The sequence below is a fragment of the Plantactinospora sp. CNZ321 genome (assembly GCF_004217235.1).
The window spans coordinates 5,858,578-5,872,927 of the sequence record NZ_SHKQ01000001.1; the positions used below are offsets into that span (position 1 = coordinate 5,858,578).

12 protein-coding genes and 1 pseudogene are annotated in these 14,350 nt (G+C 71.7%); 5 read left to right on the forward strand and 8 right to left on the reverse strand.

The window, feature by feature from the left end:
* Position 1: 1 nt before the first annotated feature.
* Positions 2-1,222 (reverse strand): IS110 family RNA-guided transposase, encoded by a 1,221-nt coding sequence (locus tag EV371_RS25240; protein WP_207230562.1) that lies wholly within the window; start codon positions 1,220-1,222, stop codon positions 2-4.
* A gap of 255 nt (positions 1,223-1,477) precedes the next feature.
* Here EV371_RS25240 and EV371_RS25245 point away from each other — a divergent pair.
* A pseudogene (locus tag EV371_RS25245) lies at positions 1,478-1,696 on the forward strand (transposase); the annotation flags it as partial.
* 18 nt (positions 1,697-1,714) lie between these two features.
* Here EV371_RS25245 and EV371_RS25250 read toward each other — a convergent pair.
* On the reverse strand, positions 1,715-2,866 hold the full coding sequence (locus tag EV371_RS25250; protein WP_130464245.1) for a right-handed parallel beta-helix repeat-containing protein: 1,152 nt from the start codon (positions 2,864-2,866) through the stop codon (positions 1,715-1,717).
* A gap of 252 nt (positions 2,867-3,118) precedes the next feature.
* Here EV371_RS25250 and EV371_RS25255 point away from each other — a divergent pair, with 252 nt between their 5' ends.
* Positions 3,119-4,132: a DUF5954 family protein gene (locus EV371_RS25255; protein ID WP_130464246.1), complete on the forward strand. Its 1,014-nt coding sequence runs from the start codon at positions 3,119-3,121 to the stop codon at positions 4,130-4,132.
* A 74-nt stretch (positions 4,133-4,206) separates the two neighbouring features.
* Here the strand turns inward: EV371_RS25255 and EV371_RS25260 are convergent, their stop codons facing one another.
* Positions 4,207-4,647 (reverse strand): DUF5980 family protein, encoded by a 441-nt coding sequence (locus EV371_RS25260; RefSeq protein ID WP_130464247.1) that lies wholly within the window; start codon positions 4,645-4,647, stop codon positions 4,207-4,209.
* A 383-nt stretch (positions 4,648-5,030) separates the two neighbouring features.
* Positions 5,031-6,383, reverse strand: a complete 1,353-nt coding sequence (locus EV371_RS25265) for an MATE family efflux transporter (protein ID WP_130464248.1) — start codon at positions 6,381-6,383, stop codon at positions 5,031-5,033.
* A gap of 182 nt (positions 6,384-6,565) precedes the next feature.
* Here EV371_RS25265 and EV371_RS25270 point away from each other — a divergent pair, with 182 nt between their 5' ends.
* From EV371_RS25270 to EV371_RS25280, 3 genes are read left to right on the forward strand one after another with little or no spacing between them, the layout of a single operon-like run.
* Positions 6,566-7,180, forward strand: coding sequence for a hypothetical protein (locus tag EV371_RS25270; RefSeq protein WP_130464249.1), 615 nt, complete (start codon positions 6,566-6,568; stop codon positions 7,178-7,180).
* A complete protein-coding gene (locus EV371_RS25275) occupies positions 7,177-7,845 on the forward strand; it encodes a hypothetical protein (RefSeq protein WP_130464250.1) in 669 nt (222 codons plus the stop codon). Before EV371_RS25270 ends, EV371_RS25275 begins: the two co-directional genes overlap by 4 nt.
* Positions 7,842-8,666 (forward strand): hypothetical protein, encoded by an 825-nt coding sequence (locus EV371_RS25280; RefSeq protein ID WP_130464251.1) that lies wholly within the window; start codon positions 7,842-7,844, stop codon positions 8,664-8,666. The genes EV371_RS25275 and EV371_RS25280 overlap by 4 nt, the downstream gene beginning before the upstream one ends.
* 21 nt (positions 8,667-8,687) lie before the next feature.
* On the opposite strand, the gene EV371_RS25285 is transcribed toward EV371_RS25280, so the two are convergent.
* The 4 genes from EV371_RS25285 to EV371_RS25300 are packed head-to-tail and all read right to left on the reverse strand — an operon-like array spanning position 8,688 to position 14,318.
* On the reverse strand, positions 8,688-10,151 hold the full coding sequence (locus EV371_RS25285; protein WP_165436831.1) for a hypothetical protein: 1,464 nt from the start codon (positions 10,149-10,151) through the stop codon (positions 8,688-8,690).
* 41 nt (positions 10,152-10,192) lie between these two features.
* Positions 10,193-11,581 (reverse strand): ABC transporter substrate-binding protein, encoded by a 1,389-nt coding sequence (locus EV371_RS25290; RefSeq protein WP_130464253.1) that lies wholly within the window; start codon positions 11,579-11,581, stop codon positions 10,193-10,195.
* Between the two features lie 8 nt (positions 11,582-11,589).
* A complete protein-coding gene (locus EV371_RS25295) occupies positions 11,590-12,807 on the reverse strand; it encodes a hypothetical protein (RefSeq protein ID WP_130464254.1) in 1,218 nt (405 codons plus the stop codon).
* On the reverse strand, positions 12,804-14,318 hold the full coding sequence (locus tag EV371_RS25300) for a VWA domain-containing protein (protein ID WP_165436832.1): 1,515 nt from the start codon (positions 14,316-14,318) through the stop codon (positions 12,804-12,806). The genes EV371_RS25295 and EV371_RS25300 overlap by 4 nt, the downstream gene beginning before the upstream one ends.
* Positions 14,319-14,350 lie beyond the last annotated feature (32 nt).

The window sequence follows — 14,350 nt, forward strand, 5'->3', positions numbered from 1 at the left end:
GTCAAGTCTTCGCTCGGGTTTTTGCCGGATTGTGTGGTTGCCAGTGCGCGACGAAGACCTCGTAGGCGCGTTCGGCCTGTTCGACGGCAGCGGTCTCGGCAGCGCGTCGTTGCTTGTCGTTGTAGGCCGCACCCGGGGTTCCGTGGTTGCCACGCCGTGAGGGTGCTCCGGTGGCGAGTTCGAGCTTGCGCCGCTTGTGCGCGACCAGGCCTGGGCGGGCGAAGGCGTAGTCCTGGTCCTTGGTCACCAAGTGCCAGGCCAGGGCGGTCATCTTCCGGGCGGTGGCGACCACAGCGGTCGGGAACCCGCGTCGTGCCTTGACGCGTTGGAAGAACGCGCGCAACGGTCCCGGGGCTCGGCTGGCGGACCAGGCAGCTTCGACCAGGACGCCACGCACGTGCGCCCGTCCGGCCTTGCTGATCCGGCCGTGCACCGGCGCAGAGTTCCCGGACTGACGCACCTTCGGGTTAAGCCCGACATAGGCGACGAGCTTGTCCGCGTCCCTGAACCGGGTGAAGTCACCCACCGCGGCGACGATCGAGATCGCCACGATCGCGTCGACGCCGGGAATGGTCATCAGCCGAGCGACGGCCGGGTCGGCGAACGCCTCGACTGCGAGTTCCTTATCCACGACGGCGAGTTCCTCACCGTGGAAGTCCAACTGCCGCAGCAGCGCCCGCACGCTGGAAGACTCGTCGGCTGGTAGCGGCTGTCGAGACAGCCAGTGCCGTCCGGTCTTGCCGAACAGGTCCGACACCGGCGGCGTCGGGACGAGATTGCGGGCCAGGATCGCGTGGACCTGGTTCTTGATCCTGGTGCGCTGGCGCACCAGGTGAGCGCGGCGGGTCACCTGCCGCCGCAGGCTACGGATCCGCTCGTCGGGCAGCCACACCGGCGGCAGGAAGTCCGCCGCCAGCAACTGCGCCAGAATCCGGGCGTCGACCTTGTCGGTCTTGACCTTCGCCTCCGCGATCGCCCGGGTCTTCGACGGGTTCGACACCACCACCCGGCCGACGACAGGGGTCAACAGGGTCGCGATCGCGTCGCTGTTACCCGTCGCTTCCAACGCGACCTGGTCATCAGCCCGTAGGCCGGCGGCCCACTGCCGCAGCGCTTCCGACGTCACGCCGATGCGGCCCTCGTCACGCACGAGGCCGTCCTCGACGACCGCCAGCTGCGCGAACTCGCGGTGCACGTCCATACCGATATAGCGGACCATCATCTGCTCCCTCCGCTGCTCGATCGGTGGGGAACCGCTGGGACGGAACGACACCTACGGATACGCGCTCGCAGCGCAGCCGGACCAGTCGCAGGGGCGGCCAACTACTAACACGGGCTCGCAGCCCATCGAGCAAGAACGGCCTGCCCATACGTGTTCCCCGAAGGCCCCTGTTCCGGACGGTCACACCGTATGCCCGACCAAGAGTGCCGGACCAGCGGAACACCACGCGGGCCTCCACCTGATTTCATACCGGGTACGCACGCGATCGAGTCGGTCAACGCCCGTATCCGCAAGGCCGTCCGCGCCCGCGGACACTTCCCGAACGAGGCCGCAGCACTCAAGTGCGTCTACATGGCGTTGATGAGCCTCGACCCCACCGGCACCGGACGCCGGCGGTGGACCATGCGCTGGAAGGCACCGTTGAACGCCTTCCAGCTCGCCTTCGATGGCCGGCTCACCCCGGCCAACGACTGACCACCTCAACAACCAAGATCAGCCGTTAACTTGACAGACCCCCGGGCACACCGCGGCACCCTTGTACGTCGCGCCGGCCGGGGTGATCAGCCACGCCGGCAGGTTGGCGGTGCTGCCGACGAGATAGGTGCCGAGGTCGTTGTTGGCGAACCGGACGTGGTACGACGCGCACTCGTCAGAGGCCTCGTTCACCTCCTCCCGGTAGTGGACCATCGACGGCGAGGAGCGGAGGAACCCGTTGGCGCCGAAGACGTTCTGCTCGAACGTGTTGAAGTTGCTGCCGTCGCGCACCTTGATCGGCTCGCTGCTCACCCCGGTCACCCGGTTGCCCACGAACCGGTTGCGGGAACTCTTGTGGGTGACGTAGATGGCGTGGATATAGCTGTTCTCGGAGTTCCGCAGGTCCACGAAGTGGTTGTTTTCGATGCGGTTGTCGGATGACTCGGTGAGCACGATTCCGCCGTAGCCGCACCGCAGGAAGTCGGGGTTGTCGCACGAGCCGCCGGTGTAGGCGTTGCCGATCTTCGTGAGGAGCATCCCGAAGACGGTGTTTCCGTCAAGTCCGCGCGCCGAGGGCAGGCCCGGCGCCGACGAGCGCTGGTAGCCGCCGCCGCACGACCCCGCCGAGCCGTCCAGCGAGATGGCCGAGCTGGCGTAGTACTCCACCTGCAGGTAGTAGAACCGCAACCCGGACGTCCCGCCCTCCGCGAGTGGCTGGCCGGGGTTGCCGGGACAGGCATAGAACCACGGTCCGGTGATGTACCGGCCCGATCCGCTGGCTCGTCGGTTCTGGAACACCGGCCGCGCCGCGATGCCCCCGATGCCCTCGCCGTACTCGTAGTCGTCCGGCATGAACGAAATTGTGTGGCCCGGACGGTAGGTCTGCCAGACGATGCCCTGGGCCACGTACGTGCCGGCGTGGATGCGCACCTCGACGTCCATGTCGAGCGGACCGGCGGCGACGAGCTGCTGCACCCGCGCCAGGCTGCGGACCGCGGTGGCGGGCGTCGCGCCGTCCCGGGCGTCGTCGCCGGCCGCGTTCAGATAGATGATCTGGACGCCCTGGGCAGAGCTGGCCTGGACGTCCTCGGCAGCGGCGGGCGACGTGCACACCACCACCGTCGACAGCCCGAGCACCATCACCGCGAACAGATGCCTGAGACTTCTCACGGACGCTCCCCCCGTACCCGGACCCGTCGACCGCCTGGAGGCACCGACGGAGATCGATTTCTCGCACCGTCATGATGTCACGCGCACCTCGCGACGGTCACCCGTACGACGCGCCCCGACCGATGCCCGGCCGCAGCCATCCCGGCTTTGTCAAGCTTTTGTGGAGCGTTGTGGGGAAGACGCTGAGATTCGTGGACGAACTGTGGTGGTGGCGGGGCTGCGTCTCGGTGACCGAGGGAACACAATGCGTGCATGACCTATGACGGTATGCAGGTGCCTGATCATCTGCTGATCAAGATCGAGCAGCGGGACGATCCCGTCTCGATGATCTCGGAGGACGACGCCCGGCGTCGCTCGCTCGCCTACCCCAAGACCATGTGGGGTGCCCCGATCTTCGGCCTCGCCGAAGAACTGGATGCCGGCCGGTGGCGGATCATCCGGCTCGACGCCGAAGAGCCGCAGTACGCCCGGGACAGCCTCGCCCACCACCTCCGCAAGCGGCACAGTGAAACACCGGACACCCCCGAGCACGCGACCGAGCGGGCCGAGTGCGAGACCGCGTACGAACTGCTCGACTGGGAACCCGTCAACGACCTCACCGTCAACGGCCGCCGATACCGGATAATCCGCGCCCAACCGTTCATCCGGATGGGGCCGGACGGGCCCGAGCCACCCCGACCCACCGACCCCGACCCGTACCCGCCCGGCGAAGCGGAGAAAGCTCCGTCCCAGGTGGACGGGTTCGTCATCGACCCGACCGCCGGCACGGGACTCACCGACGGCATCGTCCGGATGGAGATGACCTCCGCCTTCCATCGCGCGGAAACCGTCCCCGAGGAGGTCCGCGCCGACTCCTACCGGGCCATGGACACCCACCCCAACGTGGTGCTGCTCCCGGTCGGTTTCACCATCGGCGGGTACGTCGACGGCAGTTGGCGACCCAAGTCGTTCGACGCCTACCCGACCCCACAGGCCGCCCGGGACGCCTGCTCTTTCTCCATCGTGCGACCCCGGATGGACGAGAGCACCGGGATCGAGGAGTTCATGGCGGCGTGCGAGCGCGCCCGCGCGGCACACCAGCCGCCGCGTACCGACGACTTCGAGATCAACGGCGTGCGGTGCCGGGTCACCCGGATCGAAACCTTCGTCCGGGTCGGCCCCGACGGACCGGAAGGGCCGCGCCCCTCCGACCACGACTCCCAACCACCACCGGCCCGACACGTCGCCGACCTCCGCGCCCAGGGCCTGATGCCCGACCCCGACTGACCGCCCGTGTCGGGCGTACCGCGTGGCCACACCCGGACGCCCGACACGACTGTCAGCTCAGGCCCGAAACGTCCTCAACACCACGACCGGATGTCGAGAACAACCGGGACACTCTGCGTGACGACACCGTCCGCAGCCCACAGTTTCGGGACGTACCGGCCGAGCGGTGCGCCGTTCAGCCGGAAGGCGGCCCAGATCTGCACGCGGTGGCCGTCTCCGGAGCCGGGCTGGGCGACCAGCGGGCTGTAAACCTCGGTGCCGGCGGGCATACCGGTGTAGCTGGCGGTGATCGGCACCGACCACGTCCCGTCGAGGACCACGAAGAAATACAGCGTACGTGGGTCGTCGGGGGTGGCACAGAGCCGCTGCCCCACGTCGACGAGCGTCCAACTCGGTGGGGTGCCGGTGGTGGTCGGAGCAGGCGCTGCCGAGGCCGCCGCGCCTCCGACAAGGGCGATCATCATCGTCGCCACCGCTGTGGCGGCGATCCGCAGGACTGTACGGGAGCGTTTCATCACCAGCTCGTACCCTTTCGTCCGGGTGGCGCGGGAGCGCCACTCACCGGCGAGCCTGCCAAACGGATTTCAGACGGCTTTGAGACAGCGCGCGAGCCGTCGGCGCCGCACGGCGGACAGCGGACAGCGGGCGGCGACGCGCGCCGGCACCACAGGTGCGCGACTACCCGCAGTCGATCGGTCCCCACCGCTCCTCGGGCCGCTTCGCCTCACGGTTCGCCAGGGACCGACCCGTCCGTGCCTCCGAACTCGACGTCGGCCCAGACGTGGTACGGGTGGGCGTCTGGCAGGCTACCTGCACCTGTCACCTATCACAGTTCTCGGTCAGTGGCATGTTCCGGTATCAGTGGGCATGTTTCGGTAGGAGCCGCCGACGGCCGTACTCACCGGGTGGCGCCGAGTACGGCCCAGCGGCCGGAGCGCATCCGGAGCAGCAGTCCGACCAGCCGGGCCACGATGAACAGGGTGAGCCCGGCCCAGATGCCGCCGAGACCGAGATCCAGGGCGTAGGCGAGCCAGATCGCCGGCAGGAAGACGCCGAAGCCACTGAGCACGGTCAGGTTGCGCAGGAAGCGGATGTCACCGGCGCCGATCAACACCCCGTCGAGCGCGAAGACGACGCCGGCCAGCGGCTGCATCGCGACGAACCACGGCCAGGCGACCATCGCCTGCTCGCGTACCTGTGGATTGTCGCTGAACCAGCTTGGCACCACCCCGGCACCGGCCCCGATGACGATCGCGAAGGCGACGCCGCAGAGGCCGCCGTAGATCGCGATCCGCCGGCCCAGCAGCCGGGCGCTCGCCCTGTCGCCGCCGCCGAGCGCCGCCCCGACCAGCGCCTGGGCGGCGATGGCCAGCGCGTCGAGCAGCAGCGCGGTGAAGAACCAGAGTTGCAGGGCGATCTGGTGCGCGCCGACGGCCGCCACCCCGAACCGGGCCGCCACGGTGGTCGCGGAGAGGAAGCTGGCCTGGAAGGCGGCGCCCCGGATCAGCAGGTCCCGGCTGAGCACGAGCTGCCGGCCGATCACCCGGGGCCGGGGCGCCAGCGGCACCCGCTCGGCGACCAGGGCGGCCGCGAAAAGCAGCCCGGAGAGGGTCTGCGCCACCGCGTTCGCGATCGCCGAGCCGGCCAGGCCGAGGCCGGCCGGATAGACCAGCAGCGGGCAGAGCAGCGCGGAGAGCAGGTTCGGCCCGAGCACGAACCAGAGCGGCCGTCGGGTGTCCTGCACGCCGCGCATCCAGCCGTTGCCGGCCGCCGCGAGCAGCAGACCGGGGGCGCCGATCGCCGCGATCCGCAGCCAGTGTGCCGCGCCGTCGGCCACCTCGGGGGATCCGGTTCCGGCGACGGTACGCGCCAGCGGACCCGCCGCGAACTGCATGGCGACCGTCAGCAGCAGGCCGGCGCCGAGGGCGAGCCAGGACGACTGGACGCCCTCGGCGACGGCGGCGGCCCGGTCGCCGTACCCGAACCGGCGGGCCGCCCGCCCGGTGGTGCCGTACGCGGTGACGGTGCCGATCCAGACGACCAGGGTCATCACCGGGCCACCGACGGCGAGCGCCGCCAGCGGCACCGCGCCGAGGTGCCCGAGCACGGCGGTGTCGACCAGCACGTAGAGCGGCTCGGCGGCCAGCACCAGCACGGCCGGCAGGGCGAGTCCGAGGATCCTCCGCGCGGAGGCGTCGACCGCCCTCGGCGGGGAGGCGGCCCCCGCGGTCGGGATGGTGGGCTGACTCATCGAGAACGATGCTGGCACGACATTCGTAAGGAACGCAAGCAAGGTCATGGCTTACCACTCCGGGCCGGGAGGCACCGTCCTGGACGCGCGCTGTCGAGCTGACCCCCGCCGGTGCGTCCACCCCGTGGGACCGACCGCGCCGCACTGGCCCGATCAGCGACGAGTGCCTATGCTGCGGGATCGTGTCGAACCACGGCGGGGGGCCGGGAGCGGGCCGATCGGGACTGGCTGCCCGACTGTTGGCCGTGCCACTGCGCTGGTTGGGCCTCGGCACCGGCGTGGCCGGGCTCGCCGCCTCGGGCCTGTTCGGCGGCCTGGACACGGTGGCCAGGCCGGAGGCGCCGACCGTCGCGGTCGGCGAGGTCGTCGACGGTGGGCCGTGGAACGTCACCGTCACCGGCGGCCGGCTGGTCGGAAAGCTACCGAGGCTCCACCTCCGCGACGGCAGGCGCTGGTTCACCGTACTGGCGACGGTCGAGAACACGGCCGACGAGAGCCGTACCGACTTCAAGGACACCATCCGGCTGACCGGTGTCGCCGGGGTCACCGAGGAGCGGGCGAGTCAGGTCCTGCTGGTACGCGACGGCAGCAGGCCGAGCCATCTCAACCCCGGCCTGCCCGAACGGCTCGCCTTCCTCTGGCAGCAGGACGACGCCGTTCCCGTGCCGACCAGCGTGACCGTGCAGGTCTGGGGCACGACGCGCCGACTCGACACCATCAGCGACAGCTGGGAGTGGCGCGATCCCGAGCGCCGGGCCGAGGTCGAGGTGCCGGTGCAGGACCGGAGGGCCGGATGACCGTACCGGCCGAGGATCCGGACCCGAATTCCGTCGTCGGTCATCGGGCGCCGCCCGGCCCCGTACAGCGGATCGGCCTCCGGGCCGGCGCCGGCACCCTGATCGTCGCGGCGCTGGCCCTCGGCGGCGCCATCGCCAACTGGCGGCCGGTCAACGGCGGCGCCGCCGAGGCCCGGGAGCGGCCGTTCGTCCAGGCGGGCAGGTTCGGCGAGACGGTGACGACCCGGCAGTTCGACGCCGCCGTGCTGAGCGTCCGAGGCGCCGCCAAGGTTGCCGGCGGCGGCCAGGCGTACGACACGGCGGGGGTCTGGATCGTCCTGCGGGTCCGCCTGACGACCCGGGAGAAGGCGACCAGCATCGGGTACGCGGCCCTGCGCGACCAGCGGGGCCGGGAGTTCCGGGCCACCACCCGGTTCACCCAGTCGCTGGTCGGCGCCGGCCGGGTCCTCCAGCCGGGGATACCCGTCGAGGGCGACCTCGCCTTCGAAGTGCCCAGGGACGCGGCGACCCGACTTTCCGCACACTTCGCCCAGCAGCAGGTCGACCTCCGGATGGACGACCTGGCCGAGGTGCCGCTGCCCGCCGTCGACCGGGCGCGGGTCGACGAGTGGGCGAACGCTCCGGCACCGGTACCGCTGGCCAGCGCGGCAGCGGTGACACCGTGACCCGACCATCGCCGGTCCCGCCCGGCCCGGGTCCGGACGCGCTCGCTGCCCCGCCGCCCGCACCACCCCACCGGGACCCACTCGCCCCGCCGCCGCCGTCGACCGGCCCGCCGACGGTGATCCTCCGGTACGCCGAGGTCGACACGGCGGTACTGCCGGTGGTCGACCCCGACCCGCCACCGACAGCCGCCCTCGCGGCCATCGCCTCGGCCGGCCCGCGCCAGCATTCCGGCGGCGACGAAACGCCCATGACCGCGACACCGGCTGAGCCCGGCGGCTCGGGCACCGGGCAGCTCGGCTGGTGGCGACGTAACCGCTGGGGTCTGCTGGCTCTGCTGCCGGCCCTCGTCCTGGCCCTCGGCCCGGGGATGCGGGACGGCTACCAGCGGTACTCCCAGGCGGAGTACCTCGAACCGGTCGGGGTCGGTGCCGACGGATGGGTGGGGTTCTCCGATACCCGGATCCGGCTGGTGGAGCTGGTCGAGGCGCCGTCTGTGCCGGCGCGCGGCAGCCGGCGGGTCACGCTGCCGGCGGGCGTACGCGTCTGGCGCGCGGTGCTGGTGTTCGAGCCCTCCACTCCGGAGGCGCTGATCGGGTGCCTGTCCTATCTGGAAGACCGGGACGGTCGGCTGTTCAGCTGGAACCCGGCCGAGCTTCGCGGGGCGGGTCTGCCGATTCCCCGGTGCGTCGCGGACGACCCGGCGGTGCGGTCCTTCCAGACGGAGGCGTACTTCGTCCTGCCCGACTCGGCGGTCCCGGCGGCGGTGTGGATCGTCAAGGCGACCCAACGACCGCGCTACGCCCGGCTGCCGCTCGGCTGATCCCCGACCGACGACTCCCCCCTACACCCCCGGCGACGACTCCTCCGCCAACGACTCGGCGGTCGACGGCTCGGCGGCGCGTGCCGACGGCGGCTGGAGCCGCAGGACCCGGTCCACGGCGGCACCCAGCAGACAGGCCAGCAGCACCGTGCCGACCGCGTCGTTGAGCAGGCCCAGTTGCCCGGAGAGCGGGATCCACACCGACTGGAGGTCCTGCCCGCCGATGATCAACCGCTCCGCCTCCCAGAGCCACTCCCGGGCGGTCTGGGCCAGCAGGAACGCCAGGCAGAAGAGGAGCATCGGAGCCAGACCGGCCCGAACCATCAGCCGTACGCCGTGCACCATCGGCGTGAACCGCTCGCGGAGGTCTGCACCGAGGTTCGTGCCGATCGCGCGTAACGGTCGGGGCAGCGCCCGCCACCGCCGGGCAGCCCGTTCCGCCAGGTCGGTCTCGGTCGGCGGTGGTGGAGTGAGCTGATGGCCGTAGACGACGGCACCGACCGTCAGCCAGGCCAGCGGTACGACGATGGCCACCTGCACCGACCCGGCCGCACCGACCAGGAACGCCCCGGCGGCGCGGACCGGCTCGGACAGCGGTCCGAGTTGGTCGACCAGCGCATGCCAGGAGTCGAGCAGCCAGACGACGACCCGGCGCTCCCGGAGCCATTGCAGCAGCGGGTCCTGTGCCTGCGCGATCGTGGCGGCGACGACGGAGATCCAGATGATCTCGACGTAGGCGCCGGGGATGCCGAGCCAGCCCATCCGGGACCGTTCCTGCCACCTGCCGAGCAGCCAGCGCAGCACCACCGCGACGGCCACCACCGCCATGATCGTGCCGGTGAGGCCGAGCGGGATCCGGCGATCCGCGTTCTCGGCGACCCTGCCCGGGTCGGTGAAGATGGCGGCGTCGGCGAGGTAGGTGTCGACAAAGACCCGGTAGAGGTAGTCGGTGAGGTTCTCCTGGAGGTACCCCCAGGAGGCGTAGACGGCGAGGAACGGCACGAGCGCGCTGCCCAGGTGGTCGAGGAGACTCCTGCGGTGCGGCGGACGAACCGTCCCGTCCTCCGCCGGCTGGCTCCCAACCGGAGCTGCCCGCTGGGTCCTGACGGGAGCTGCCGGCTGGGTCCTGACGGGAGCGGCCGGCTCGGTCGGCACGGCCGAGAGCCACGGCAGGGACGGGCGCAGGATGCGCAGCATCAATACCAGCGCGGTGAGGGTGGCGATCGGCCCCAGGACGGCGACCAGCAGCCCCAGGACACCGTTGATCCTGCTCACCTGCACCGCGCCGAGCACGACCAACTCTCGGGCCGCTGCCCCGGCGAAGTAGAGCGCGAACAGCACCGGCCAGTGCCGGACCAGCAGCCGCAGCGAGTTGCCGAGTACGGCGAGCGCCTCCGGCAGCGCCGCGCTGAGCGTACGGCGCCGGCGCGGCGCCCGCGTCACCGTTCGGGTAACCGCCGCCGTGCCATCCGAGCCCCCGATCACGGCCGACAGGGTACCGCCGGGTCCGGACGGCGTGCAGCGCTCTACCGGGGCGCGCTGCAGGCGCCCGGCAGCCACTCGTCCGGCGCGGTGCCGGCGCGGAGTCGTTCGAGATCCTCCAACAGCGAGTCGAGCCGGTCGGGATATTGCAGGTACTCGAGTACGGCGTGCTGGAACGCGTTCGCCATCCCGCTCGGCATCACGTCCGAGGCGTCGAGACAGAGCGGGCTCCGACTCGCCGTCAGCGTCTCCGCCACCCGGTCGCTCACCTCGGGCCGCCGGTCCGGCCGGTCACCGACCGCCGGCTTGGTCGGGATGCTCTGCCGGACCTCTTGGTTGACCGAGAAGAAGCTGCCGGCGCTGCTGCCCTGCCAGATCCGCTGTGCCTCGTCGGTGGCCAGGAACTCGATCAGGTGACGGGCTGCCGGCTTGTCGCTGAACAGCCCGGCGAAGTCGGCGGAGACCATGGAGCCGTCCCGACCCCGGCCGTCCGGACCGGCGCCGTCGAAGGTCGGGAAGGGAAAGAAGTCCGCGGCCCGCACGTCCGCCGCCTGGATGACCCGGCCCGGCCCGTCGTCCGGGTATCCCGCCCGCATGCCGATCACGAACGACGCCTGGTGTTCGAGAAGGCAGCCGGGCTCACTGGTGAACATCGGCCTGCCGGCGTCGGTGAACTCGGTCAGCAGGGCGGCGGCGCTACCGCCCCGGACCATCCCCGGATGATGGATGAGCCGCCCCCACTCCGTCCAGGCGGCCCGCACCTCCGGGGAGTCCCAGCGCAGCCGGCCGGCCGACCAGGCGTCGTAGGCGGCCACCCCCCAGCGGTGCAGCAGGATGTCCTCCAGCCAGTCCGTCCCCGGCCAGCCGGAGCCCGGGGTGGCGCTCATCCCCACACACCACGGCGTCCTCCCGGCCGCCGCCAGTGCCTCGCTGGCCTCGACCAGCGCCTCCCAGCTTCGCGGCGGTCCGGCCGCGTCGAACGGCGTCCGCTCCGGCAGGTACCAGACGAGGCTCTTCAGGTCGGCCTTGATCGGCACCACGTCCAGCCCGCCGGTCGCGTTCAGCTGGGCCAGCCTGCGCCACTGTGGGCTCATCGACGACGCGGGATCGCGGTCGAGCGGCCGGAGTACTCCCCGCCGCAGGTACGCCGCCAACTCGCTCAGGGTCGGCAGCACCGCGACGTCCGGTGGGGTACCCTTCTGCGCCTCGGCGAGGAGGATCTGCCGCACCGCGCGGGTGCCCCGGTAGTCGACCTCGACGTCGTACTGCTCCTCGAAAGCGTTGAGCACGTCCCTGAAGCTCGCCTCCTCGGCGCCGGTCCAGGAGGCGAGCACGGTCACCGTCTCCTCGTCGTGCTGCCCCAGGCAGCCGCCCAGGCCCAGGCCGAGGAGGAGTACCGGCAGCAGGGCCAGGTGGGCACGGATGCGTCGCATGCGGAGTCTCATCTCGACCGGTACCGGTATTCCTCGATGCGCGGACGCAGCCCCAGCCAGACCAGGAGCGCGATCGGCGACGCCAGCAGCAGTACGACGAACGCGCCGGAGGTCGCCCCGGTGGCCAGCGCCGCCTGGTCGTCGACCTCCCCGGCCCGGCGTAGCACCTCCCGGTCCGCCACCGGCGGCGCGGACACGGCCGGTGCCGGCGACCCGGCTTCGAGACCGCCCCGGAACACGTCGCTGCTCACCGTGCACCCGTCCGCCCGGGAGCAGAACCCGGCGAGGAGCTCGTCGAGCGCGGCTATCCCCTGGTGGTCGGCGCCGGCGGACTGCTCGGCCGACAGCCGGCGGACCTCCGACAGCTCCGCGTGGGCGTCGGCGAGCTGCTCCTTCGAGACCAACACGAACGACGTACCGGCGGTGAGAACGACGAGCAGCACCGTGGCGGCGGCGAGGCCCCAGTTGACCGTCCGGCGGAACCGCCGGCGCAGGTAGCGTTGCGCGCCGACGAGCAGGCAGAGCAGGAGCAGCACCGGCAGCACCCAGAGCAGCGTCGTGCCGGGGCTCAGCCAGCCGGACGAGAGCCGCGCTTCCAGCGCCTCGGTCTCGGCCGCCAGCAGCGTGTCGAGCTGGGCGAGGATTCCGTCGTCGGAGTGCAGCAGCCGGGAGGCGTACCAGGCGTAGGCGGTGGCCAGACCACCCGGCCCACTCTGCCGGTAGTGCGCGTGGGCCTGCCCCATCAGGCCGACGTAGGCGACCAGCAACCCCTCCACGACCTGGATCTGTCCGCTGCTGCCGCCCTCCGATCCGATGTCCTCGGCGGCCTGTGCCAGGCCCTGGCTGGCGACGGCGATCTGGTTCTGGTACTCCTCGCCCGGCCCGACGAGCCCGGACTGTCGGGTCTGGAAGCTGGTGATCGCCGCCGTGTCGGCCCGGACCAGGGCGGTACGCACCGCCGCCAGCTCCATCACCGCGGGCACGCTCCGGGTGCGTACGGTCTCGGCGCTGCGGTGGGTGCCCCAGATCACGGCGAGGGAGCTGGCCAGCACCAGTACGGTCGCGCCGAGCAGGCAGCCGAGCAGGCGCAGCAGCGTACCCCGGGTCGTGCTCGGCGGCACCGCACCGCCCGCCGCCGGCTCCGTCCGGCTGGTCACCGCCCGGTTGGGTTCCGCCCGGTTGGGCTTCGTCCGGTTGGGCTTCGTCGAGCCGACCGGAGTCGTCATCGGCGCTCCCCGTCATCGGCCGGAGGCGCGCCGAACGGGCGACGGCACGCCTCGCAGCGCGCCCTGCCCGGCGGTGAGATCCGTCCGCACGGACAGGCCTGGTCGGCGGCGCCCGTCCCCGCCGCCGGCTCCGCCGACCGCGGGGTCTGCCGCGGCAGGGGCTGTTTCCGGCGGGCCTGCCACGGCGACTCGCCGTCGCCGACCATCACCGAGCTGATCGCCACCCGCAGCAGCGCACTGCGGGTCCAGTCCTCCTTCAGCCGTACCGGCCGGTCGGGGTCGCCGGTGACCTCCACCAGCCCGACCAGCCGGCGCAGGACCTCGGTGTTGCCGAGCCGCTCCGCCAGGCCGACGGCGAGGCCGAGCTGTGCCTCGGCGGTCTGCCGGTCTCCCGCCTCCAGGGCGTCGCAGCCGGCGGTGACGGCATCGCCCAGTTCCTCCTGCCCGAGGCGTTGGGCGATCACCGGCTCGATCCGGGTCGGCGCCACCGGGTCGTCCGTCCAGCGCAGCACGATCGGCCGGGGGGCGGCGCACCGCTCCCCCGCCATCAGCAGATCCACCCGGGCGGCCCGGACCTCCTCCTCCATCGGTGGCCGGTCGCCGTCGGATCCGTACCCGATCGAGAGGTCCACCAGGAAGTCGCGGGTCTCGTCCCCCGCCCAGGAGCCGGTGTAGAACTCGGTGGTCCGGTCGTCCACCACGGTCGCGTGCTCGGTGAGGTCGGAGATCGTCGGCGTCTCCTGGCGAACCGACCGGACCCGTACCCCGGCAGCGGTGGTGAGCCGGATCCGCAGGTCCGGCACCTGCTTGTCCATCGCCCTGTCCATGATGGACTCGAAGTCGGCGACCAGCTCGTCGACCTGGCCGATCGCCTCGGCCGTGCCGCGCAGCACGGAGGTGATCCGCAACAGTTGACGGTGGTCCCAGTCCTCGCCGATGCCGCGGGCGTCGCAGACGAAGGTGCCCGCGCAACCGGTCAGTACCTCTTCGAGCTGTTCCGGCGTCTCGTGCTCGTTGCGGCCGTCGGTCAGCAGGATCGCGTGCCGCGCCAGTTCCGGGTACGGCCTCAGCAGTTGGTCCGCCAGCCGCAGCCAGCGTCCCATCGCGGTGCCGCCGCTGGCGTAGAGGTGTCCGGCGGCCTGCTTCGCCGCCGCCCGGGTGCTGTCACTCGCCACCGCCATCGACGACCGCGCGGGATAGACCATCCGGGCGGTGTCGGTTCCGGCGACGATCGCGAAGCGGCTGCCGTCCCGGATGCAGTCGATCGCTGCCCGGGTGGCCTGCTTGGCCGCCGTTATCTTGGACTGCGGGTAGCTCATCGAGCTGGAGCAGTCGACCAGCACCACCACCCCGGCCGAGGTCGGCGCCGGCACCGCCGCGTCGGCCGGGGACCGCGCCGTCACCCGGAGCAGGACCGCCATGCCGGTGTCCGCGGTCGACCGGTACGGGTTCTGCACGACCTCCAGCCCGAAGACGTGTGGCGGGCTGTTCCCACCGGGCTCCAATGTCACCGCGGCACCTCCCATCGAATCGCCGCCGCCTC